General features: G+C 72.9%; 17 protein-coding genes. 9 read left to right on the top strand and 8 right to left on the bottom strand.

Annotated features, from left to right (window positions below):
• Positions 1-94: 94 nt before the first annotated feature.
• The 3 genes from rsgA to ACFCXS_RS27185 all read left to right on the top strand — a co-directional run bounded on the left by rsgA (position 95) and on the right by ACFCXS_RS27185 (position 3,192).
• A complete protein-coding gene (gene rsgA / locus ACFCXS_RS27175; protein ID WP_376645952.1) occupies positions 95-1,201 on the top strand; it encodes a ribosome small subunit-dependent GTPase A in 1,107 nt (368 codons plus the stop codon).
• Positions 1,202-1,285: 84 nt separating this feature from the next.
• Positions 1,286-2,698, top strand: coding sequence for a DNA-3-methyladenine glycosylase 2 family protein (locus tag ACFCXS_RS27180; RefSeq protein ID WP_376645953.1), 1,413 nt, complete (start codon positions 1,286-1,288; stop codon positions 2,696-2,698).
• On the top strand, positions 2,698-3,192 hold the full coding sequence (locus ACFCXS_RS27185) for a methylated-DNA--[protein]-cysteine S-methyltransferase (RefSeq protein WP_376645954.1): 495 nt from the start codon (positions 2,698-2,700) through the stop codon (positions 3,190-3,192). Before ACFCXS_RS27180 ends, ACFCXS_RS27185 begins: the two co-directional genes overlap by 1 nt.
• Positions 3,193-3,274: 82 nt before the next feature.
• On the opposite strand, the gene ACFCXS_RS27190 is transcribed toward ACFCXS_RS27185, so the two are convergent.
• Positions 3,275-3,757: a DUF456 domain-containing protein gene (locus tag ACFCXS_RS27190; protein ID WP_376645955.1), complete on the bottom strand. Its 483-nt coding sequence runs from the start codon at positions 3,755-3,757 to the stop codon at positions 3,275-3,277.
• 1,144 nt (positions 3,758-4,901) lie between these two features.
• Between ACFCXS_RS27190 and ACFCXS_RS27195 the strand changes: the two genes are divergently transcribed.
• Both ACFCXS_RS27195 and ACFCXS_RS27200 read left to right on the top strand, forming a co-directional pair.
• Positions 4,902-5,891 carry a protein phosphatase 2C domain-containing protein gene (locus tag ACFCXS_RS27195; protein ID WP_376646085.1) on the top strand — a complete coding sequence of 330 codons (990 nt, stop codon included), beginning with the start codon at positions 4,902-4,904 and terminating at the stop codon, positions 5,889-5,891.
• Between the two features lie 66 nt (positions 5,892-5,957).
• Complete coding sequence (locus ACFCXS_RS27200; protein ID WP_376645956.1) at positions 5,958-7,700, top strand: pyruvate dehydrogenase; 1,743 nt, start codon at positions 5,958-5,960, stop codon at positions 7,698-7,700.
• A 119-nt stretch (positions 7,701-7,819) separates the two neighbouring features.
• Here the strand turns inward: ACFCXS_RS27200 and ACFCXS_RS27205 are convergent, their stop codons facing one another.
• Positions 7,820-8,200 (bottom strand): peptidase inhibitor family I36 protein, encoded by a 381-nt coding sequence (locus tag ACFCXS_RS27205; RefSeq protein ID WP_376645957.1) that lies wholly within the window; start codon positions 8,198-8,200, stop codon positions 7,820-7,822.
• A gap of 35 nt (positions 8,201-8,235) precedes the next feature.
• Between ACFCXS_RS27205 and ACFCXS_RS27210 the strand changes: the two genes are divergently transcribed.
• A complete protein-coding gene (locus tag ACFCXS_RS27210; RefSeq protein ID WP_376646086.1) occupies positions 8,236-9,183 on the top strand; it encodes a LysR family transcriptional regulator in 948 nt (315 codons plus the stop codon).
• A gap of 66 nt (positions 9,184-9,249) precedes the next feature.
• On the opposite strand, the gene ACFCXS_RS27215 is transcribed toward ACFCXS_RS27210, so the two are convergent.
• Positions 9,250-9,594 (bottom strand): peptidase inhibitor family I36 protein, encoded by a 345-nt coding sequence (locus tag ACFCXS_RS27215; RefSeq protein ID WP_376645958.1) that lies wholly within the window; start codon positions 9,592-9,594, stop codon positions 9,250-9,252.
• 302 nt (positions 9,595-9,896) lie between these two features.
• Positions 9,897-11,354 carry a helix-turn-helix domain-containing protein gene (locus tag ACFCXS_RS27220; RefSeq protein ID WP_376645959.1) on the bottom strand — a complete coding sequence of 486 codons (1,458 nt, stop codon included), beginning with the start codon at positions 11,352-11,354 and terminating at the stop codon, positions 9,897-9,899.
• Between the two features lie 231 nt (positions 11,355-11,585).
• Between ACFCXS_RS27220 and ACFCXS_RS27225 the strand changes: the two genes are divergently transcribed.
• Positions 11,586-12,209, top strand: a complete 624-nt coding sequence (locus tag ACFCXS_RS27225) for a hypothetical protein (RefSeq protein ID WP_376645960.1) — start codon at positions 11,586-11,588, stop codon at positions 12,207-12,209.
• A 426-nt stretch (positions 12,210-12,635) separates the two neighbouring features.
• Entirely contained in the window at positions 12,636-13,118 is a 483-nt protein-coding gene (locus ACFCXS_RS27230) for an ATP-binding protein (protein ID WP_376645961.1), read from the top strand.
• 57 nt (positions 13,119-13,175) lie between these two features.
• Here the strand turns inward: ACFCXS_RS27230 and ACFCXS_RS27235 are convergent, their stop codons facing one another.
• Together ACFCXS_RS27235 and ACFCXS_RS27240 are read right to left on the bottom strand one after the other, a co-directional pair.
• Entirely contained in the window at positions 13,176-14,216 is a 1,041-nt protein-coding gene (locus tag ACFCXS_RS27235; protein WP_376645962.1) for a DUF2637 domain-containing protein, read from the bottom strand.
• A 309-nt stretch (positions 14,217-14,525) separates the two neighbouring features.
• Complete coding sequence (locus ACFCXS_RS27240; RefSeq protein ID WP_376645963.1) at positions 14,526-15,377, bottom strand: (2Fe-2S)-binding protein; 852 nt, start codon at positions 15,375-15,377, stop codon at positions 14,526-14,528.
• 175 nt (positions 15,378-15,552) lie between these two features.
• On the opposite strand from ACFCXS_RS27240, the gene ACFCXS_RS27245 reads away from it, so the two are divergent.
• A complete protein-coding gene (locus ACFCXS_RS27245) occupies positions 15,553-16,368 on the top strand; it encodes a GntR family transcriptional regulator (protein WP_376645964.1) in 816 nt (271 codons plus the stop codon).
• A gap of 397 nt (positions 16,369-16,765) precedes the next feature.
• Here the strand turns inward: ACFCXS_RS27245 and ACFCXS_RS27250 are convergent, their stop codons facing one another.
• Both ACFCXS_RS27250 and ACFCXS_RS27255 read right to left on the bottom strand, forming a co-directional pair.
• Positions 16,766-17,533 (bottom strand): hypothetical protein, encoded by a 768-nt coding sequence (locus ACFCXS_RS27250; RefSeq protein WP_376645965.1) that lies wholly within the window; start codon positions 17,531-17,533, stop codon positions 16,766-16,768.
• A 165-nt stretch (positions 17,534-17,698) separates the two neighbouring features.
• The gene (locus tag ACFCXS_RS27255) at positions 17,699-19,372 is read right to left on the bottom strand and encodes a PucR family transcriptional regulator (protein ID WP_376645966.1); all 1,674 of its coding nucleotides are present in this window, start codon (positions 19,370-19,372) and stop codon (positions 17,699-17,701) included.
• Positions 19,373-19,440 lie beyond the last annotated feature (68 nt).

The raw sequence follows: 19,440 nt of genomic DNA on the forward strand, positions 1-19,440 counted from the left end.
CGCTGCCCGCATCCAGTTCATGAAGTCCACCTCCATGGCCACCGGCTGATCCGACCGACTGTCGGCCCGGGGGCCGACCTCGGAAGGGTCACCCTTGTCTTCCTCCTCTGCTTCATCCGTTTCCTCCGCGCTCGCTCCCTACGGCTGGGACGACGCCTGGGCCGAGGTGTTCGCCCCGTACGAGGCCGAAGGGCTGCTGCCCGGCCGGGTCGTGCGGGTCGACCGCGGGCAGTGCGACGTCGTCACCGCCGACGGGCCGCTGCGCGCCGACACCGCGTTCGTCACCCCGCACGACCCCCTGCGAGTGGTCTGCACCGGCGACTGGGTCGCCGTGGAACCCGGCGGGAACCCGCGCTACGTCCGCACCTGCCTGCCGCGCCGCACCGCCTTCGTCCGCTCCACCTCCTCCCAGCGGTCCGAGGGGCAGATCCTCGCGGCCAACGTCGACCACGCCGTCATCGCCGTGTCCCTCGCGCTCGAACTGGACCTCGGGCGCATCGAGCGTTTCCTCGCGCTCTCCTGGGAGTCCGGGGCCCAGCCCGTCGTGGTCCTCACCAAGGCCGACCTCGTGCCGGACGCCGTCACCCTCGCGCACCTCGTCCAGGACGTGGAGACGAGCGCGCCCGGCGTGCCGGTCGTGCCCGTCAGCTCTCACGACGGCGCAGGGCTCGACATGCTCGCAGCGATCGTCGGCGGCGGGACGTCCGTACTGCTCGGGCAGTCCGGCGCGGGCAAGTCCACCCTCGCCAACGCCCTGCTCGGCGAAAACGTCATGGACGTCCAGGCCATCCGCGACGTCGACGGCAAGGGCCGCCACACCACCACCACACGCAACCTCCTCGTCCTGCCCGGCGGAGGCGTCCTGATCGACACCCCGGGGCTGCGCGGCGTCGGCCTGTGGGACGCCGAGACCGGCGTCGGGCAGGTGTTCTCCGAGATCGAGGAACTCTCCGAGCGGTGCCGCTTCCACGACTGCGCCCACGAGGCGGAGCCGGGGTGCGCCGTGCTGGCCGCCATCGACAGCGGTGAGCTGCCGCAGCGACGGCTGGAGAGCTACCGCAAACTGCTGCGGGAGAACCAGCGCATCGTCGCCAAGACCGACGCCCGCCTCCGGGCCGAGATCCGCAAGGACTGGAAGCGGAAGGGGGCGATGGGCCGGGCCGCGATGGAGGCGAAGCGGGGGGCGCACCGGCGTTCGTAGCGGCGTCCCGGCGACCGTGCCCTGCCCGATCGCGGTGTCCGATTTCCGCCAGCGGCCGCACCGCCGCCGGTGGAGACTGGACCCGTGACGGACCAGAAAACGGACGAGGACACCAGGTACGAGGCCGTGCGCAGTCGCGACGCCCGTTTCGACGGCGTGTTCTTCTTCGCCGTCGAGACGACCGGCATCTACTGCCGGCCGAGCTGCCCCGCGGTCACCCCGAAGCGGGCCAACGTACGGTACTTCGCCACGGCCGCCGCCGCGCAGGGCTCGGGCTTCCGGGCCTGCCGGCGGTGCCGCCCGGACGCCGTGCCCGGCTCCGCCGAGTGGAACGTCCGCGCGGACGTGGTGGGCCGGGCCGTGCGGCTCATCGCAGACGGCGTCGTCGACCGGGAGGGCGTCGCCGGGCTCGCCGGCAGCCTCGGCTACAGCGCACGGCAGGTGCAGCGTCAGCTCACCGCCGAACTCGGCGCCGGGCCGGTCGCCCTCGCCCGGGCCCAGCGGGCCCACACCGCGCGCGTCCTGGTGCAGACCACCGAGCTGCCCATCACCGAGATCGCGTTCGCGGCGGGTTTCGCCAGCGTGCGGCAGTTCAACGACACGATCCGGGCGGTGTACGCGTCCACGCCGAGCGAACTGCGCGCCACCGCCCCGCGGGGCGGCAGGGGCCGCCGTACGGCGACCCCGAACGCCGGCATCCCGCTCCGGCTCGCCCACCGCGGCCCCTACCGGGCCGGACCCGTCTTCGACCTGCTGGAACACCAGGCCGTACCGGGCATCGAGGAGGTGAGCGGACCGCCCGGCGCCCGCACCTACCGGCGCACCCTGCGCCTCCCGTACGGCACCGGCGTCGTCGCCGTCGACGAACGCCCCGGCACCGCCCGGACCGGGCTCGGCGCCCACCCGGGCGGCTGGCTCGACGCCCGGCTGCACCTCACCGACCCGCGCGACCTGACCACCGCCGTCCAGCGGCTGCGGCGCCTCTTCGACCTCGACGCCGACCCCTACGCCGTCGACGAGCGCCTCGCCGCCGATCCGCGGCTCGCCCCCCTGGTCGCCGCCCGGCCCGGGCTGCGCTCGCCGGGCACCGCCGACCCGGAGGAACTCGCGGTGCGCGCCCTGACCGGCCGGACGCAGGCGGAACGGCTCGTACGCCGCTACGGCAAGGCCCTCGACGCCCCCTGCGGGAGCCTCACCCACCTCTTCCCCGAGCCGGCCGTGCTGGCCGGAGCCGAGCCCGCCGGCCCCCTCGGCGCGCTCACCGCCGCCCTCGCCGACCAGGCCGTACGCCTGGACCCGGGCGCCGACCGGGACGACGCGCAGGACGCCCTGCGGGCCCTGCCCGGTCTTGACGCCCGTACCGTCGCCGAGATCCGCACCCGCGCCCTCGGCGACCCCGACGTGGCCCCGCCGGGCCTCGAAGCCCCCGACAGCTGGCGCCCCTGGCGCTCGTACGCCGTGAACCACCTGCGCGCAGCAGGGGAGTGGGAGTTGTGATGACCTGCCCGACCTACTGGACGAGTGTGCCCGGCCCCCTCGGACCGCTGCTCCTCACCGCGGCCCCGACCGGCGAGCTGACCTCCCTGTCCGTGCCCGGGCAGAAGGGCGGACGCGTGGTGCGGGACGACTGGCGGCGCGACCCGGGGCCCTTCCGGCAGGCCGAGGAGCAGCTGGCCGCCTACTTCGCCGGGGAGCTGAAGGAGTTCCGCCTGGCCTGGCGCACCGAGGGCACCGCCTTCCGCGAGAAGGTGTGGGCCGCGCTGGACGACATCCCGTACGGCTCGACGGCCACGTACGGCGAGATCGCCGCGCGCATCGGGGCGCCCCGGGCCGCCGTGCGGGCGGTCGGCGGTGCCATCGGGGCGAACCCGCTGCTGGTGGTCCGCCCGTGCCACCGGGTGATCGGGGCGGACGGCGCCCTGACCGGGTATGCGGGCGGCCTGGACCGCAAGATCCGGCTGCTGACGCATGAGGGGGTGCTGCCCGCTTAGTGCTGCCCGGGTGGGGGGCCGGTTCAGCGAACTCCGACCGAGGGGTGCCGGTTCCGTTGGGACCCCGCTGAAAGGCGCCGGCTCAGCCCCAGAGGACCGCGCCCAGCCAGGCCGCCGCGATCAGCTGGCAGGTGAACAGTTCGGTCAGGATGCCGGCGCCGCCCGCCCGCATGACCGTACGCAGGGCAGCCACGGCGTCGGTGTGGCGGCCGAGGCGTAGCCGCTCGAAGAGGTAGACACCGCCCAGGAAGCCGGGGATCGAGCCGAGGACGGGTATCAGGACGAAGCCCAGGACGGAACCGGTCCCGGCGCAGGCGAGCATGCGGCGGGTGGTCCGGTTCATGCGCAGCCGGCGGGGCGGGAGCGCCCAGCGGACGGCCTGGGAGACGAGCAGCAGGACCGTGGCTCCGACCAGCACCCACCAGGCGACGGGCCGGGGATCCTTCAGCGCCCACCACATGACCGCCGCCCACACCAGCAACGATCCCGGCATGGCAGGCAGCAGCACTCCGCACAGCCCGAGCAGGATGACCAGCCCGACCAGCAGGAGGTCCCACACTCCCATCTGACCAGACTGCCGGAACACCGAAGAACGCGCAGGTCAGAAGCGTGGCCGGAGCTCAGACCCGCAGGTCAGCCGCGCGCGCCGGGCCGGGATCCGTATTTCGCATGACCGTTCTACGGCTCACTCGACGTGCCGTTCACCGCCCCTCGGTGGGCCGGTTTTTTCCACAAGCCCCGTTTTCATCCGGCTCGTGCGGTGGACAATTACGGGCATGAGCCAGCAGGGGGGAAGGCCCACCGGTCGCGAGGACGACTGGTGGAGGGAGTTGTACGACGACTCCACCGATGACACAGGCCCCGCACCGGCGCGGGATTCCCTCGACGACCGCTTCGCGTCGGCATCGGGGGCAGTGGGAGGCCCGGCGGAGGCGCGAACCGGTTCCCCGGACCGACGGGCCTCTGCGGACCGGCCGAACCCTGCGGACCGGCCGAACCCTATGGACCGGCCGAACCCTGTGGACCGGCCGGCGCCCCCGGACCGGCCGGCCTTCTCGGAGCAGTCGAACCTCTCGGACCGGCCGGCGCCCTCGGACCGGCCGGCGCCCTCGGACCGGCCGGGCTCCTCGGACCGGCCGGTGGGGCGGGGCTTCGGAGTGGAGCCGGTGGTCCCGGCGCCCCGGGCCGGGACCGACGACATGCCGGACACCCGCCGCCCGAACGGCAGGCCCCCGCAGCGCGCGCCCTGGGAGCCACGACCACCCGGCCCCACCGGGCCGACCAGCTTCCCTACCACGGCGCGCCCACCGCAGCGGGCCGACCGGACCCCCACCCCCGCGCCCTCCGAGGAGCGCCCGGGCGCCTTCGACCCGGCCTCGGAGAGCTCCGGACCGCCGCCTGCGCCGACGGTTCCCGACGTGCGGACGCCCCGGGTCCCGCCCCCGCCCGCAACCCCTCCGACCTGGCCGAACCCCGAGACCCACCCGGCTGCGGGCGCCGCCGCGGCACCCCCGGCCACCCAACCCCGCGAGTCGGCGTCCCGACCGCCGGCGTCGGCCGGAGCCGCCCCGCCGCGCCCCGTCGAGCCGCCGTCCGTGGCCGCACCGCGCGAAGAGCCGCCGTCCGTGCCCGCGCCGCCCGCCGAGTCGCCGCCCGACGTGCCCTCGCCCCCGGCCACCGACCCCTCTCCGGACGAGCACAGCCCCCGGATCGAGCGCCCCGCGCCCGTCTCGCGGTCGCGTGGTCACGTCGGCACGCGACCACCCACGTACGACGCCGAACCCACCGCCCTCCCGGCCGCCGATCCGGACGATCTCGACGATCTCGTGGCGGACACCGTGCTGGACGGGGCCCGTTACGGGGCCTGTACGGTGCGGGCCGTCTCGCTGCGGGGGGACTCCGCGCGGTATCGCGGAGAACCCCGCAGGGACGCGCTGCTCACCGCCCGGTTCGGCACGGGGGAACACGCGCTGCTGCTGGTGGCGATGGCGACCGGCGCCCGGGCCAGGCCCGGGGCGCACCGGGCCGCCGCCGAGGCCTGTCACTGGATCGGGCGAGCGGTCGGGCGCAGCCACGCACGGCTGGTCGAGGACATAAGGGACGGCCGGCGCGGCGACCTGAAGTCAGGGCTGCACCGGCTCACCGACCGCAGTCTCGGAAAGCTGCGGGCCAGCGCCTCCGAGCAGGGCGTCGACCCCGGGGAGTACGCGGCCAGCCTGCGCTGTCTGCTGCTGTCGGCCGACCCCGGGTGCCGGACACGGGTGTTCTTCGGGGTCGGACCGGGCGGACTGTTCCGGCTGCGCGAGGGGGAGTGGCAGGACATCGAACCGCAGGTCGCCGAGGTCAAGGGCGACCCCGTCCTCAGCTTCGGCTCGCCGCCTTCCGAGACCCCCGAGGGCGACCGGCTCACCATGGACCTGGGCATCCCCACCCCGCCCAGCCCCTACGAACCGGCCCCGGAGCCGCCCCGCGAGCCCTTCCGCTTCCGTACCTCCGTCGCCCGCCCGGGTGACACGCTCCTGATGTGCAGCGGTGGCCTCGCCGAGCCCCTGCGCGGCGAGCCCGAACTGGGCGAGTACCTCGCCGAGCGGTGGTCCCGCCCCGATCCGCCCGGCCTCGCCGCGTTCCTCGCCGACTCCCAAGTACGGGTCAAGGGTTATGCGGACGACCGTACGGCCGCCGCCGTGTGGGAGGCGTGAGCGCGAGCCGTGTGACTTGATGGAACCCGGAGGGATCCCAGGAGACCGAAGGGGCAGACGACAACCATGGCCAAACAGAACGTCGCGGAACAGTTCGTCGACATCCTGACCCGCGCCGGAGTCAGACGGCTCTACGGGGTCGTCGGCGACAGCCTCAATCCGATCGTCGACGCCGTCCGCCGCAACTCCGCCATCGACTGGATCCACGTCCGGCACGAGGAGACCGCCGCCTTCGCCGCCAGTGCCGAGGCGCAGATCACCGGCGGTCTCGCCGCCTGCGCCGGCTCCTGCGGCCCCGGCAACCTCCACCTCATCAACGGCCTCTACGACGCCCACCGCTCCATGGCCCCGGTCCTCGCCCTCGCCTCGCACATCCCGTCCAGCGAGATCGGCCTCGGCTACTTCCAGGAGACCCACCCAGACCGGCTGTTCGCCGAGTGCAGCCACTACAGCGAGATGATCTCCAGCCCGCAGCAGATGCCGCGGCTTCTGCAGACCGCCGTCCAGAACGCCGTCGGCCGCAGCGGCGTCAGCGTCGTCACCCTGCCCGGCGACATCGCCGACCGGCCCGCCCCGGAAAAGGCCGCAGAGACCGCCCTGGTGACCTCCCGCCCGACGGTCCGCCCGGGCGACGCCGAGATCGACCGGCTCGTCGAGATGATCGACGAGGCCGGCAAGGTCACCCTCTTCTGCGGCAGCGGCACCGCCGGAGCGCACGCCGAGGTCATGGAGTTCGCCGGGAAGATCAAGTCCCCGGTCGGGCACGCCCTGCGCGGCAAGGAGTGGATCCAGTACGACAACCCCTTCGACGTCGGCATGAGCGGCCTGCTGGGTTACGGCGCCGCCTACGAGGCCACCCACGAGTGCGATCTGCTGATCCTGCTCGGCACCGACTTCCCCTACAACGCCTTCCTCCCCGACGACGTGAAGATCGCCCAGGTCGACGTCCGGCCCGAGAACCTCGGCCGCCGCTCGAAGCTGGACCTCGCGGTGTGGGGCGACGTACGGGAGACGCTGCGCTGTCTGATCCCGCGGGTGAAGGAGAAGAAGAACCGCCGCTTCCTCGACCGGATGCTGAAGAAGCACGCCGACGCGCTGGAGGGGGTGGTCAAGGCGTACACCCGCAAGGTCGAGAAGCACACGCCGATCCACCCCGAGTACGTGGCGTCCGTGCTCGACGAAGTGGCTTCTGACGACGCCGTGTTCACCGTCGACACCGGTATGTGCAACGTCTGGGCCGCCCGCTACATCTCACCCAACGGCCGCCGCCGGGTCATCGGCTCCTTCTCCCACGGCTCGATGGCGAACGCGCTGCCCATGGCGATCGGCGCCCAGTTCACCGACCGCAAGCGGCAGGTCGTGTCGATGTCCGGCGACGGCGGCTTCTCCATGCTGATGGGCGACTTCCTGACGCTGGTGCAGTACGACCTGCCCGTGAAGGTCGTACTGTTCAACAACTCCTCCCTCGGCATGGTCGAGTTGGAGATGCTGGTGGCCGGCCTCCCGTCGTACGGCACCGCGAACAAGAACCCCGACTTCGCCGCCGTCGCCCGTGCCTGCGGTGCGTACGGGGTGCGCGTCGAGAAGCCCAAGGACCTTCCCGGGGCGCTGAAGGACGCCTTCAAGCACAAGGGGCCCGCTCTCGTCGACGTCGTCACCGACCCCAACGCGCTGTCCATCCCGCCTAAGATCAAGGCCGAGATGGTGACCGGGTTCGCCCTGTCCGCCTCGAAGATGGTGCTGGACGGCGGGGTCGGCCGGATGCTGCAGATGGCCCGCTCCAACCTGCGCAACGTGCCCCGGCCCTGACATCTGTCAGGACCCGCCCGCTCGGCATCCTCCTAGCCTGGTGGGGGCGTGAGCACACCCCCACCAGTCCAGCCGCAAGGAGCGTCATGCCGAGCGAGGAGGGCCGGCCCGATGAGGCGTCAGCACTCGCCCCGCCACCGCACCTTCGTGACGTAGGCCTGGGCTCCCGGATAGTCCGCGACCATCGAGTGGCCATTCGGGTCGGGGTTGTAGTGCAGGCACTGGACCCGGGTCGTGTCCCCCGCCCAGTTCCAGTGGACCTCGATGTGGTCCAGACCCGGATAGGGCACGCCGTTGTTGAAAATGGAGCGGAACGGAACGCTCCCGGACCAGTCGCCGCCGCTGCGCAGCACCAGCCCCGTGAAATTGGCGTTGCTGTACACGCAGAAATTGCCCTTGGCGCAGCCTTCCGGATCGGGTGCCGCAGACGCCGTCGGCGCGGTGACCAGAATGCTGGTGAAAGCAGCCGCCAGTACCGCCCCCCACATACGCTTCTTCACTTTCCCGGTCTCCTTCGATTCGCTGGTTCGGTGTGGTGTCGATAACTACAGGCAGTGAGCCTGAGCCCAGCATTCACCAATTACGCTTGTTCATCGTTCTCGGGGAAATGCTCCATTTCGGGCGCGCTGCCGCCTCTCTTTTCATCACCCAGTCCGCGTTGAGCCAGCAGATTCGTGGCCTGGAGAAACGCCTGGGGGTGCGCTTGTTCGAGCGCACCAACCGGATGGTCGATCTGACAGACGCCGGGCGGATGCTGCTCCCCGCGGCCAGGGCGGCGGTCGACGCCATGGTGCAGCTGCGCCGCACCGCCGATTCGCAGGTGCGTCGCGTCTCGGGCCGGCTCGTCGTGGGGACCGTCGGAGCGGAGGCCGCCATGCCTCATACGCACGCCGCGCTGCGGGCCCTGCAGGAGGAAGGCCACCCGCTGCTGACGGTGCACATGGTCACCCTGGACGCCTACCGGTTCGCTGCCGCCCTGCAGGACAAGGAAGTCGACGTGGTGTTCGGGCGCCCTCCTGTGCCGGAGGGCATCGAGCAACAGCATCTGGCCACCGAGCCCCGGGTGGCGTGTCTTCCGGCCGACGGTCCCCTGGCCCGGCAGGCCGACACCACTCTCGCCCAATTCGCCGGCCATCCCGTGGTCGACTGGCCCGCGCAGGTGCCGCGCGCCTGGAGGGAGTTCTGGGCCGTCGATCCCCGCCCTGACGGCAGCCCCGCGCGGTACGGGCCCGTCGTCACGGACATGGAGACGCTGCTGCACACCGTGGCCCGGGGGAAAGCCATGGCCTTCCTGCCGGCCGCGGCCCGCGACCTGTTTCCCCGTCCAGGCGTTCGCTACGTCGATGTCAGGGACCTGCCGCCCTGCACGTCAGCCCTGCTCTGGCTGGCCGAGCGCCGTGACGAGCCCGCCATCACCGCCATCCGGCAAGCCGCCCGCAGCGCCACCCGCAGCTGCGGACTACAGGAGGTGGGCGGCCGGTGAGCGGGAGGCGGGAACCGGCGGCGGTCAGCCGGCTTCGCCGGCGGGCCGCCCCCCGTCGCGTTCCCGCTAGACGCTCGTGACCCGGTAGCCGCTGACCCACGCACCGATCGCGTAGTAGCCGGATCCGTCGATGACGATCGAGCCACCGGTGCAGTCGGAGTTGTCCCACAACTCCACCCTGGTGGTGGCGCTCGACGACTTGGCGGACCGGGTCCTGTCGTTCCAGTTGTCGCCGACGTATTTACATGCCCCCACCTCCCCGGAGAACGTCGTGTCCGGACCCTCGAAGTCGGTGTCGCTGTAGGCGCGCCAGCTGCCGCTTGCCTGGGGCTGGGCGAAGGCCGGCTGGGTGGCGATGACGATTCCGGCCAGAGCCGCAACCGTGAGCATGGTCTTCCGAATGGCGGGCAAGACATCTCCTTTTCGATCACGCGGTGCCCGAATGAGAACCTGTGAAAGAGATGGTGTTTCCACCCTCTGTCGGCCCTCTCGGTGCGGTGCTCGGATACTTTCAGTCCGAGCGCACCGTTGTCAGGTGCCGTGATCAGCCATCATTCCCGCCGGTTGATAAGTACCAGCTTATGAATGCAGGTCGCGGAACGGTGACGCCGTGACGACGCACCACGAGCAGAACAACGCACCGAACACTTTGATCGCAATAGCGTGGAACGCTGCGTCAGACTCAGCCTCGTGACCACAACCAGGAACAGGCCCTAGCGGTACGGCTCCCACTGGCGCGCAGACGTCTCGTACACGTAGCGGGGCAGGCCCTTGATGCCGCTGGTGCGGAACGGGCGGCCGGCGTCGTCGATCCGGACCGTGCCCGTGCGGCCCTGCGAGGACCAGTCCAGCTCCAGGTACCAGCGGCAGTCGCACGCCTGGGTCCTGGCGTTGACCAGCAGCACCTCGGGGTCCTGGGCGGAGACGCGGTACGGCATGCGCACCGCCGGGATCGGCGTACCGGTGTCGTTCCCGGCGACCGAGCGGGCGATGGGGCGGTCCTTGTCCAGGTTCACGTCGAAGGAACGCGGGGTGACCGCACCGCCGCAGCCCCGGTCCATGGCATAGGCGTTGCCCTGCGCCGGGGCCGTCCGCCCCACCACGCGCACACGCAGCGCCTCCAGCACGACGGCTGTGCCGGTGCGCCCCTGCACGGTCAGCCGTACCAGCGTCTCGCCGCCGTGCACCGCGTTCTGCGTCGCCGCCCAGACCCCGGCGTCCTGGGGGACCGGTGGCGGTGGGACCTGCGCGGGCGGCTTCGCGATGACGTAGTCGTGAGCGCAACCGAGCTGCCAGGCCTGGGAGTCGGCCGACCAGGTGAGGGGCGGGGTGGCGGCGGAGCCGCCGGCGGGCGGGGTGGTGCGGGAGGAGGGCGAGGGGGAGGACTTCGGCTGCTTCGGGGTGGCGGACGGTGCGGGCCGCCGAGTGGTGGGGGAACTGTCACTCGGGGTGGGCGAGGCGCTCCTCCGGTCCCGGGCTTCGGCCGCCGCCGTAGCGGACGGGGCGGGCCCGGCCGCAGGGGTCCGGTCGCCGGTCGTGGCACGCCGATCGTCCGGCAGCGCGGCGAGGCTCCCGAGGGTCACGAGCGCCGCACAGACGGCGGCCAGCCCGGCCGCGACGCGTCTGCGGCGGTACCAGGGGCGGTGGGGGAGCGGGGGTTCTTCCGCGGGGGCGTCCACCGCGTCGTCCACCGGGGCGGACGCCGTGCCGTCCACGGGCGCGGACGCCGCGTCGTCCTCCGGGGCGGATTCCGGGCCGTCCACGGGCGCGGACGCCGCGTCGTCCTCCGGGGCGGATTCCGGGCCGTTCGTCAGACCGTCGACGACGTCCGGTGCCCGCTCCGGTCCGTCCGCCCCGGCGGCGGCCTCACCCCCCTGCGCCGTACCGGCCGTACCCACCGCTCGGGGCCGTTGCCGCGCCGCCACCGCAAGGAGCCAGCGGCGGTGCAGTTCCAGGCGTTCCTCCGGGGACGCCCCGCACAGGGCGGCGAAGCGCTCCACGGGGGCGAAGTCGACGGGGACCGCGTCGCCCGCGCAGTAGCGGTGCAGGGTCGAGGTGTTCATGGCCAGGCGCCGGGCCAGCGAACCGTAACTGCGGTCCGTGCGCTCCTTGAACGTCCTCAGCAGCGCCGCGAACTCCCCGACGTCGTCGACGTCGTCCTGTGCCGACACCGTTCCCCCGTCTCCCAGACCCGACCCGGCCCGGAACGGCATCCCAGGCACCCCATGTACCTGCACGTCAGATGGGCTGGGATGGTTCCACCGGGGCCGATCCGACGCGGGCTGTTGCATCCGCCCGGTGGGACCGCTGATGCTCTTGGTGCCGCACCGGCCAGGACCGGGCCGACCAGCCGGCCTCGGGGCGGCATCCGGCATCCACGCATTCACTCACGGGGGACACCCATGCCCGAGCACATCCGAGCGAGCGCGCTCACCGCACTCACCGTCGCCGCCCTCGCGGCGGGCACGGTCCTCACGGCACCGGCCGCCGGGGCCGCGCCGAAGGCCGCCGCACCCAAGTTCCTCTCGGCGTCCCAGCTGCCGCCGCACCCGACCTCGGCCTGGACGGCCGGCCCCGTCACCGAAGGGTTCCCTGAGGGGCTCGGCTCCTGCGTGAGCACGGAGGGCGTGCCCTCCTACGACTACCGGCACCGGGAGTTCCGGACCGACCTGGAGACCAACGCCGTGCAGTTGACCGTCGTGGCGGACACGGCCGCCCTGGCCAAGGCGCTGGCGAAGCACTACGACGACCTGATCCGCACCTGCGCCGACCGCATCGAGAAGAACGACCCCGACGTCCAGGCCGAGGGCCGGGACTACGGCACCCTGCCGGTCGAGGAGGGCGCCCGCGTCCGCGGCCTGCACACCGAGACGTCGTGGGGCGCCACGGACATCTCGCTGCTGTCCGTCGGGCGCGACGGCAGGACCGTCACCGTCGTGCGGTGGGGTCAGATGGGCGACTTCGACGACGCCCCCGTCGCCGCCTTCAAGAAGACGACGACCACGGCGGTCAACAAGCTGTACTGACCGCGCCCGGCGGAAGACCGGGGCCGTCCTCCCGCCACGGGGGTGGGGAGGACGGCCCCCGTACCGTTTCCGCCGGCCGTCAAGACCGTCGTACTTCGGCCAACTTCACCGGAGTGCGCCGGACGGGGGCACGTCGCCCCCGCCCTTCACCGCGTACGCAGGGATCGGCAGCCGGCCGTCGGCCCATCGTCCGATCTCCGGCGGTCAGGATCCGTCCGGGGACGCTGACCGGGTACCCTCTTGTCCCCCTTCCCTCCCTCGCCGTACCGCTCGGCGCCCCGCCGCCCGGGCCACCCGCCGCGTTCCGGTGGCCGAACACCCGGTCGTTGACCATCCGACATGACTGCCGCGTTTCCGATGGGGCATGGATCCCCGTGAACGTGTTCGAGCAGGAGGGGAACCGACATCGGCGCGCGGGCGGGGGTCATGGAGAGGCAGGCACGACGAGGCGGTCCCATAGCGATCGGGGGCTTCTCGGCGAAGACGGTGGAGGACAGGACCGACGATGTCACGGAACACGATCCGGCGCCGCAGTTGAGGCGCCGACTCGGACGGGCGGACCTGCGGGCCGTCCCGGAAGCGCGCAGGGCCCTGCGGGAGCTGCTCGGGCAGTGGGGGAAGCAAGGACAGTCCGACGTGGCCGAACTGCTCACCAGCGAGCTCGTCACCAACGCGATCGTCCACACCGACCACGACGCGGTCCTCACGGCCACCGTCGGACCCCGCGGACTGCGGGTGGAGGTCCGGGACTTCGTCGCCCGCAGACCCCGAGTGCGCCTGCCGGTCGCCGACGAAGGCACGAACGGCAGGGGCCTGTTCCTGGTGGAGTCCCTCGCTGACGCCTGGGGCGTCCGGCCGCACGGCGTGGGCAAGGCCGTCTGGTTCGAGCTGGGAGCCGGGGCGGCGTGACGGCCGAGGGGGCGCGGCCCGCAGGCCACGCCCCCTCGCAGCTCCGCTACGCCCCGGCTAACCGAACTGCTGCTCAAGGTCCTTGAGCTTGCGCTCCAGGGAGTCCAGACGCGGCAGCGCCATGGTGTCGTCCTCCGCGGTGAGGTCGACGGTCACCGGGTCAGCTCCTTTGCGCACCGGCTGAAGGGAGGGACGCGAGCGCACGGGCAGGGGCTCCGGCGCGGATATGGCAGGCTCCGCGGAGGCCTGCGAGGAGCCGCGCTCCACCTGCACCTCCAGCTCCCGGCCGCCACCCCGGCCGAAGTGGCCGCGGTGGCCGCGGCTGAGCGCCTTCAACTGGGCCCGCTCCACGCGCTGCTGGTCGCGCCGCCGCTGCCGGGTCTCTTCCTTCTTGCGCCTGTCGTCGCGCACCTCGTCGACCGCCTCGTCCAGGCTGCGCACACCTTCGAGGAGCATCAGCGACCAGGCGCGGTAGGTCTCGCGGGGGGCCCGCAGCCAGCGCACCATGCGGATCTGCGGCAGCGGACGGGGCACCAGGCCCTGCTCCCGCAGTGCGGCGCGGCGGGTCTGCTTCAGCGCGCGGTCGAAGAGGACCGCCGCCGACAGGGACATGCCCGCGAAGAAGTGGGGGGCACCCGCGTGACCGATGCCGCGGGGCGCGTGCACCCAGTTGAACCAGGCCGCGGCGAAGGCGAACGTCCAGACGAGTATCCGGGAGCCGAGCGCCGCGTCACCGTGGCTGGCCTCGCGCACCGCGAGGACGGAGCAGAACATCGCCGCGCCGTCCAGGCCGAACGGGACGAGGTACTGCCAGCCGCCGGACAGTCCGAGGTTCTGCTCGCCGAAGCCGACCAGGCCGTGGAAGGAGAGCAGGGCGGCGACGGCCGCACAGCAGAAGAGGAGGAGGTAAGAGAGAGTGCCGTAGAGGGCTTCCTTGCGTCTGCGGCGTTCCTCGCTGCGCTCCCAGGAGTCGTCCGCGCTCGTGTCCTTGACCGAGGAGCGCTTGCCGCGCGCGAGCACCGCCACCGCCGCCAGCATGCCCAGGAGAAGCACGGCGCCCGGAAGCAGCCAGTTCAGCGATATGTCGGTCAGTCTCATCTGGGTGGTCCCTTGCATTGGGATAGGGCGTAACGCCCGCCATAGTGGCCCAATCCCATCGACCCTCAGGGGGTTTCGGGGCAAGAGGCCGCCAAGGAAGTGCAAGGGAATGCCAAAGGCAGCGTTCTGCTCGAACTGCCGCTTGAGGCTCGGGAGTTGAGTTCGAGCAAGACTACCCGTACGAGTGGTTCTCCGGAAAGTTCCCGTGACACGTGAGGATGATGTGAATCGCCTGAGGGTATGCGGGTGCCCGGTTTCGCGATGATCTTACGGGACGGCGAGGGGGCTGCGCGGGGCATCGCCCGTGCCTCAACCGGCCGTCGCCGGCAGCTTGGTGACGCGGTCCGTGTCGCAGGTGCGCGGGCAGGTGGCGCAGGTGTCCTCCGGGCGCAGCGTGTAGAACATGCAGCAGCTCGCGCGGTCCCGGGTGAGCAGCGGCTCGCCGCCCGGTCCGGCCAGCTCCCGGAACGCCGCCGTGCCGACGTACGGCTTGGTCGCCCCCGGCAGGAGCAGCTCCAGCTCGCGCATCGCCCGCCGCTCCTCGAGCTCGCCGAGCAGCTGGGCGATGTACCACAGCCCCTCGACGATCTCGTCGGTCGCCATACCCCACAGGGCGCGCCCGCGGCGTCGCATCCGGGGGCCGAAACCGGTCAGCACCGGTTCCAGGTGCTCGGCGACCGCGGCCCGGACCTCCGCCCGCAGCGCCTCCTCGTCGGGGACGACCCGTGCGCCCGGCAGCGCGGCCGCCTCGTCGCCGGGGAGGCAGGCGAAACCGGCCGGGCGGACGGCCAGGTGCCCGAGGGCGTGGCCCGGGGCGGTGCGGTCGTAGGAGACATGGGTCACCGGGTAGCGGGGGACTCGGCGGTGCAGGAACCACGGCACGGTGATCAGGAGGCAGGCGGGCCAGGCGTAGCGGTGCAGGCCGAAGCTCGCGACGACGTCGGGGCGGGCCTGTGTGCCGTAGTCCCGCCGGATCTGGTCCACGTCCCACGCCAGGAAGCGGTCGAGGGAGGGGCCGGCGGCCGCGAGGCCGGCGGCGGGGGTCCAGCCGCTGCCGTCCGGGGTCTCGTCGGCTGCGCTCAGTTCGGTCACGGCGAGCCCCGGGAGAACCTCGGCCAGGCGGGCGTAGGCGCCGGAGACGGCCGAAAGGGGCGCAGGCATGTGATCACCGATCTGTCGGATGAAGCAGGGTCCTGTAGGTAAGCCTAACCTTACTGAAGATCTTGAAAAATTGAACGAGTATGTGAACTCGGGGCCGGGGCGCTTATGGTGCTTGACGGACGAGTAACAACCCACCGCAATGACGCCAAGTACCGATACGTCCGGAGGAGGACCCGTGAGGCAGGGGGCGCAGGGCTCCGCGGAAACGGGGACTCCGTGGTCGGCGGCGGGAGCGGCCGCGCCGGGCGGTCCGGTTGCGTCGGACGCTCCGGCCGTGCCGCGGCAGGCCGGGGCGGTGCGGGGCGAGCACACGCACAGTGAGCCGCCCGCGCCGGTCGCTCCGCGGGTGCGGCCGGTGGTCCAGCGGGCCTCGGTGCGCGGGCAGATCCTGGACGCGCTGCGCGCCGCGCTGGTGGCGGGGGATCTGCGGCCCGGAGCGGTGTACTCGGCGCCGGTGCTGGGCGAGCGGTTCGGGGTGTCGGCGACGCCGGTCCGGGAGGCCATGCAGCAACTGGCCCTCGAAGGGGCCGTCGAGGTCGTGCCGAACCGTGGGTTCCGGGTGGTCGAGCGGGGTGTGCGGGAACTGGCCGAACTGGCCGAGGTCCGGGCGCTGATCGAAGTCCCGGTGATGCTGCGGCTGGCCCGTGACGTGCCCGCCGAACGCTGGGCCGAGCTGCGACCTCTCGCCGAGGCGACGGTCCGCGCGGCGTCCTCGGGCTGCCGCGCGACCTACGCGGAGTCCGACCGGGGGTTCCACCGGGCCGTGCTGTCCCTGTCGGGCAACGTGCAGCTGGTCCAGATCGCGGAGGATCTGCACCGCAGGGCGCAGTGGCCGCTGGTCGGGGGTGGACGGGGCGCCCGGGGGCGCGCCGAGCTGCTGGCGGACGCGCATGAGCACTCGGCGTTGCTGGACGCGCTGGTCGCGCGGGATCTGGATGTGGTGCGGGCGCTGGTGGGCGAGCACTTCGCGGGGGCCGCTGCCGCGGGTTGAGCGGTGGCCGGCGCCCGGTGGGGGTGCGCGTCTTCGCCTTGCGCCGGGTGGGGGTGCGCGGTTTTCGCCTTGCGCCGAGTGGGGGTGCGGGTCTTCGCCTTGCGCCGGGTGGGGCTGCGCGGTTTTCGCCTTGCGCCGGGTGGGGGTGCGCGGTTTTCGCCTTGTGCCGGGTGTTCTCGCCTTGCGCCGGGTGGGGGTGCGCGGCTTTCGCCTTGCGCGGGGTGGTGGGTCGGGGCCGCGCCGGGGGGTGTCCGTCCTCGGAACGGCGCGATGGGGTCTCACGCCGACTGACTGTTCGTTGACGCGCCAACCGCTGCGGGCGGACACCCCCCGACACGGCCCCTTCTCGCCGTCCGCGGGTGCGGGAGCGTTCTGCGTGCCGCCCCGGCGCCGAGTGTCAAGCCGTCGCAGCCGGTGGAACCGGCGGAGCCAACTGGCGGGCCAGCCAGGTCGGTACGCCGCCCAGCAGGCGGAACAGCCGGCGGGCCTCCTCCCGCAGCCGGGAGGCCTCCGGCTCCGTCTCGGTGTCGGCCAGGGACACCAACGCCGGTGCGGTACCGACGAGGTAGCCCAGCTCCTCCCGGATCCGCAGCGACTCCGCGAAACCGTGCCGAGCCTCCGCCAACTCCCCTTCCCGCAGGGCGAGTCCGGCGAGGTGACGCCAGGTGAAGGACAGCAGCAGCGGGTTGGAGTGCGCCGTCGCGCCCGCGTGGGCACGGCGGTACGCGGCGCGGGCGGCCTGGGGCGCGCTCGTCAGGTTCTCGGCCAGGAGCCCGCGCCGGAAGTCGAGCAGGGCCCGCGCCGGAGCCCCCGGAGGGACGAGCGCCGCCGCACGGCCGAGCGCGGCCCGTGCCTCGTCGGCCCGGTCCCGAACCGCGAGCAGGGTCGACGCGTAGGCCAAGTACCCGCGTTCACAAGCGGCCGCGCCCCGTTCGTCGTCGCTGTGGGCCATCGCCTCGGCCGTGCGCAGCGCGTCCTCGGCCTCCTCCCAGCCCTGCTCGGTGTACAGACACCGTTCCACCAGGAGCGACGCGCGTTGGAGCGCCGCCGCCGGTGTGGACGGCAGGAGCAGGGCTGCCGCGTCGGCCCAGCATCCGCGGGAGCGCAGCCGCCATACCGCGGTCTGGAGGGGATCGTCACCGGCGGTCGTTCCGTTACCAGACATGGCGGTATGCGCCACGTTGCCCTCCCCGAGCACGCCATCGAGCTGTTGAGTGGTGGCGGCATCTCAGCATGAATCGGCGTGCCGGGCCAAGGGGGTGGGTGAAGGATTTCACAAAGTCGTGGGACACGGGAGTGCCCCGGGTTTGCCGCCCGGACACCCCGCGTATCAGCTCATGCGCAGTGCCAGGAAGAAGTCCAGCTTGTCCTCGAGGCGTGACAGGTCACGGCTCGTCAACTGCTCGATTCGTCCGACCCGATAGCGCAGCGTGTTGACGTGCAGGTGCAGACGGGTGGCGCAGCGCGTCCAGGAGCCGTCGCAGTCGAGGAACGCCTCCAGCGTCGGGATCAGCTCGGCGCGGTGGCGGCGGTCGTAGTCGCGCAGGGGGTCCAGGAGGCGGGCCGTGAAGGCCCGGCGGACGTCGTCCGGGACGAAGGGCAGCAGCAGGACGTGCGAGGCCAGTTCCTGGTGACCCGCCGCACAGACCCGGCCCGGCCGGGCCGCGGCGACGCGCCGGGCGTGGCGGGCCTCCTCCAGCGCGCCGCGCAGACCCTCCGCCGAGTGGACGGCCGCGCTGACGCCCAGGGTGAGCCGGCCGTCGTCGTTCAGGCCGGCTGTGAGGGGGTCCCGTACCGATGCCAGGAGGGTGTCCGCGAGGACGCCCGCCTCCGAGCCGTCGTGCTCCGTCGAGACGGCCGGGAGGGGGACCAGGGCGATGGCCTCGTCGCCCGTGTGGGCCACCGCGATGCGGTCGGAGTGCTCCGGTCCCGCGACCGCCGGATCGACGAGGACCTCCTCCAGCAGGGCCTGGGCCACCGGGCCGCCCTCGATCTCCCCGCCCTCCCAGTCGACGCGCGCCACGACCACCTGCCAGTGCGGCGCGGCGCCCAGACCGGGCAGCAGCACCGGCGCTGCCACGCGCAGGCGGGCGGCGATCTCGGCGGGCGCGGCACCCGTCTGGACCAGTTCCAGGACCTCCTGGGCCAGGCGGCGGCGGACCGAGCGGGCCGCGTCGCGGCGGTCGCGTTCGACCGCGATCAGCTGGGTGACGCCGTACAGCAGGTCCAGGCGTTCCTCGGGCCAGTCCCCGGCGTCCGCCTCCACTGCCAGCAGCCAGTCCGACAGGACGGTCTCGCGGACGTCCCGGGCCGGCTGCGGGGAGCGGCCCGTGGAGCGGACCGGGAAGAGGGAGTACGTCGTGGCGCCCAGGGCGACGCGGTGGGGGCCGCGGCGGCCCGTGCGGGTGGCGGCCAGGTGCTCCCCGGCGAGCCGGGCGCACGTCTCGGCCGGCAGGGCGGGGCCCGCCGCCTTCGAGCCCGCGATCGGGCGGCCGGTGGGGGAGAGGACCCAGGCCCTCAGGTCCAGGTCCGTGCCCAGCAGGTCCAGGACCACGTCGGGGCCGCCGCCCGCCGGGCCCGCGGTCATCATGCGGCGGTGGCGGTCGACCACCGCCGCGAGGTCTCCGGCGCGCTCGCCGGAGACCTGCCGGACGACGTGCTCGGTGATCGTCGCGAACGCCACCGACTCGTGCACCGCGAAGAGCGGCAGACGATGGCGGGCGCAGGCCACGACCAGGTCCTCCGGCACGTCACCGAGCTCGGCCTCGCCCGCGGCGAGCGCCGTCACACCCGCCTGCACCAGGATCCGGACGAACGATTCCGAGTCGCCTGCGTCCCGGCGCCAGGCCAGGCCCGTGAGCACGAGTTCGCCGCCGCCCAGGTAGCGGCTGGGGTCGCGCAGGTCGGTGGTCATCACACCCCGCACGGTGCGGTCCAGCTCGTCCTCGCCGCCGAGCAGCTTGAGGCCCAGCGCGTCGGTGTCCAGCAGTGCGCGCAGCCGCATTCTCGTCGCCGCCGTTCTTTGTCTCGAAATCTATGGTGGATCTTGGAGGGGTAGGCGGGGAACGCCTG

Source organism: Streptomyces sp. NPDC056373, assembly GCF_042262425.1.
Lineage (GTDB): Bacteria > Actinomycetota > Actinomycetes > Streptomycetales > Streptomycetaceae > Streptomyces.

What these genes read in the sequence shown, in the direction of transcription:
- ACFCXS_RS27185 (WP_376645954.1), top strand. Translation starts at nt 2,698, where the DNA reads ATGACCTGCCCGACCTACTGGACGAGTGTGCCCGGCCCCCTCGGACCG.
- ACFCXS_RS27190 (WP_376645955.1), bottom strand. Translation starts at nt 3,757, where the DNA reads ATGGGAGTGTGGGACCTCCTGCTGGTCGGGCTGGTCATCCTGCTCGGG.
- ACFCXS_RS27200 (WP_376645956.1), top strand. Translation starts at nt 5,958, where the DNA reads ATGGCCAAACAGAACGTCGCGGAACAGTTCGTCGACATCCTGACCCGC.
- ACFCXS_RS27225 (WP_376645960.1), top strand. Translation starts at nt 11,586, where the DNA reads ATGCCCGAGCACATCCGAGCGAGCGCGCTCACCGCACTCACCGTCGCC.
- ACFCXS_RS27230 (WP_376645961.1), top strand. Translation starts at nt 12,636, where the DNA reads ATGGAGAGGCAGGCACGACGAGGCGGTCCCATAGCGATCGGGGGCTTC.
- ACFCXS_RS27235 (WP_376645962.1), bottom strand. Translation starts at nt 14,216, where the DNA reads ATGAGACTGACCGACATATCGCTGAACTGGCTGCTTCCGGGCGCCGTG.
- ACFCXS_RS27240 (WP_376645963.1), bottom strand. Translation starts at nt 15,377, where the DNA reads ATGCCTGCGCCCCTTTCGGCCGTCTCCGGCGCCTACGCCCGCCTGGCC.
- ACFCXS_RS27250 (WP_376645965.1), bottom strand. Translation starts at nt 17,533, where the DNA reads ATGTCTGGTAACGGAACGACCGCCGGTGACGATCCCCTCCAGACCGCG.
- ACFCXS_RS27255 (WP_376645966.1), bottom strand. Translation starts at nt 19,372, where the DNA reads ATGCGGCTGCGCGCACTGCTGGACACCGACGCGCTGGGCCTCAAGCTG.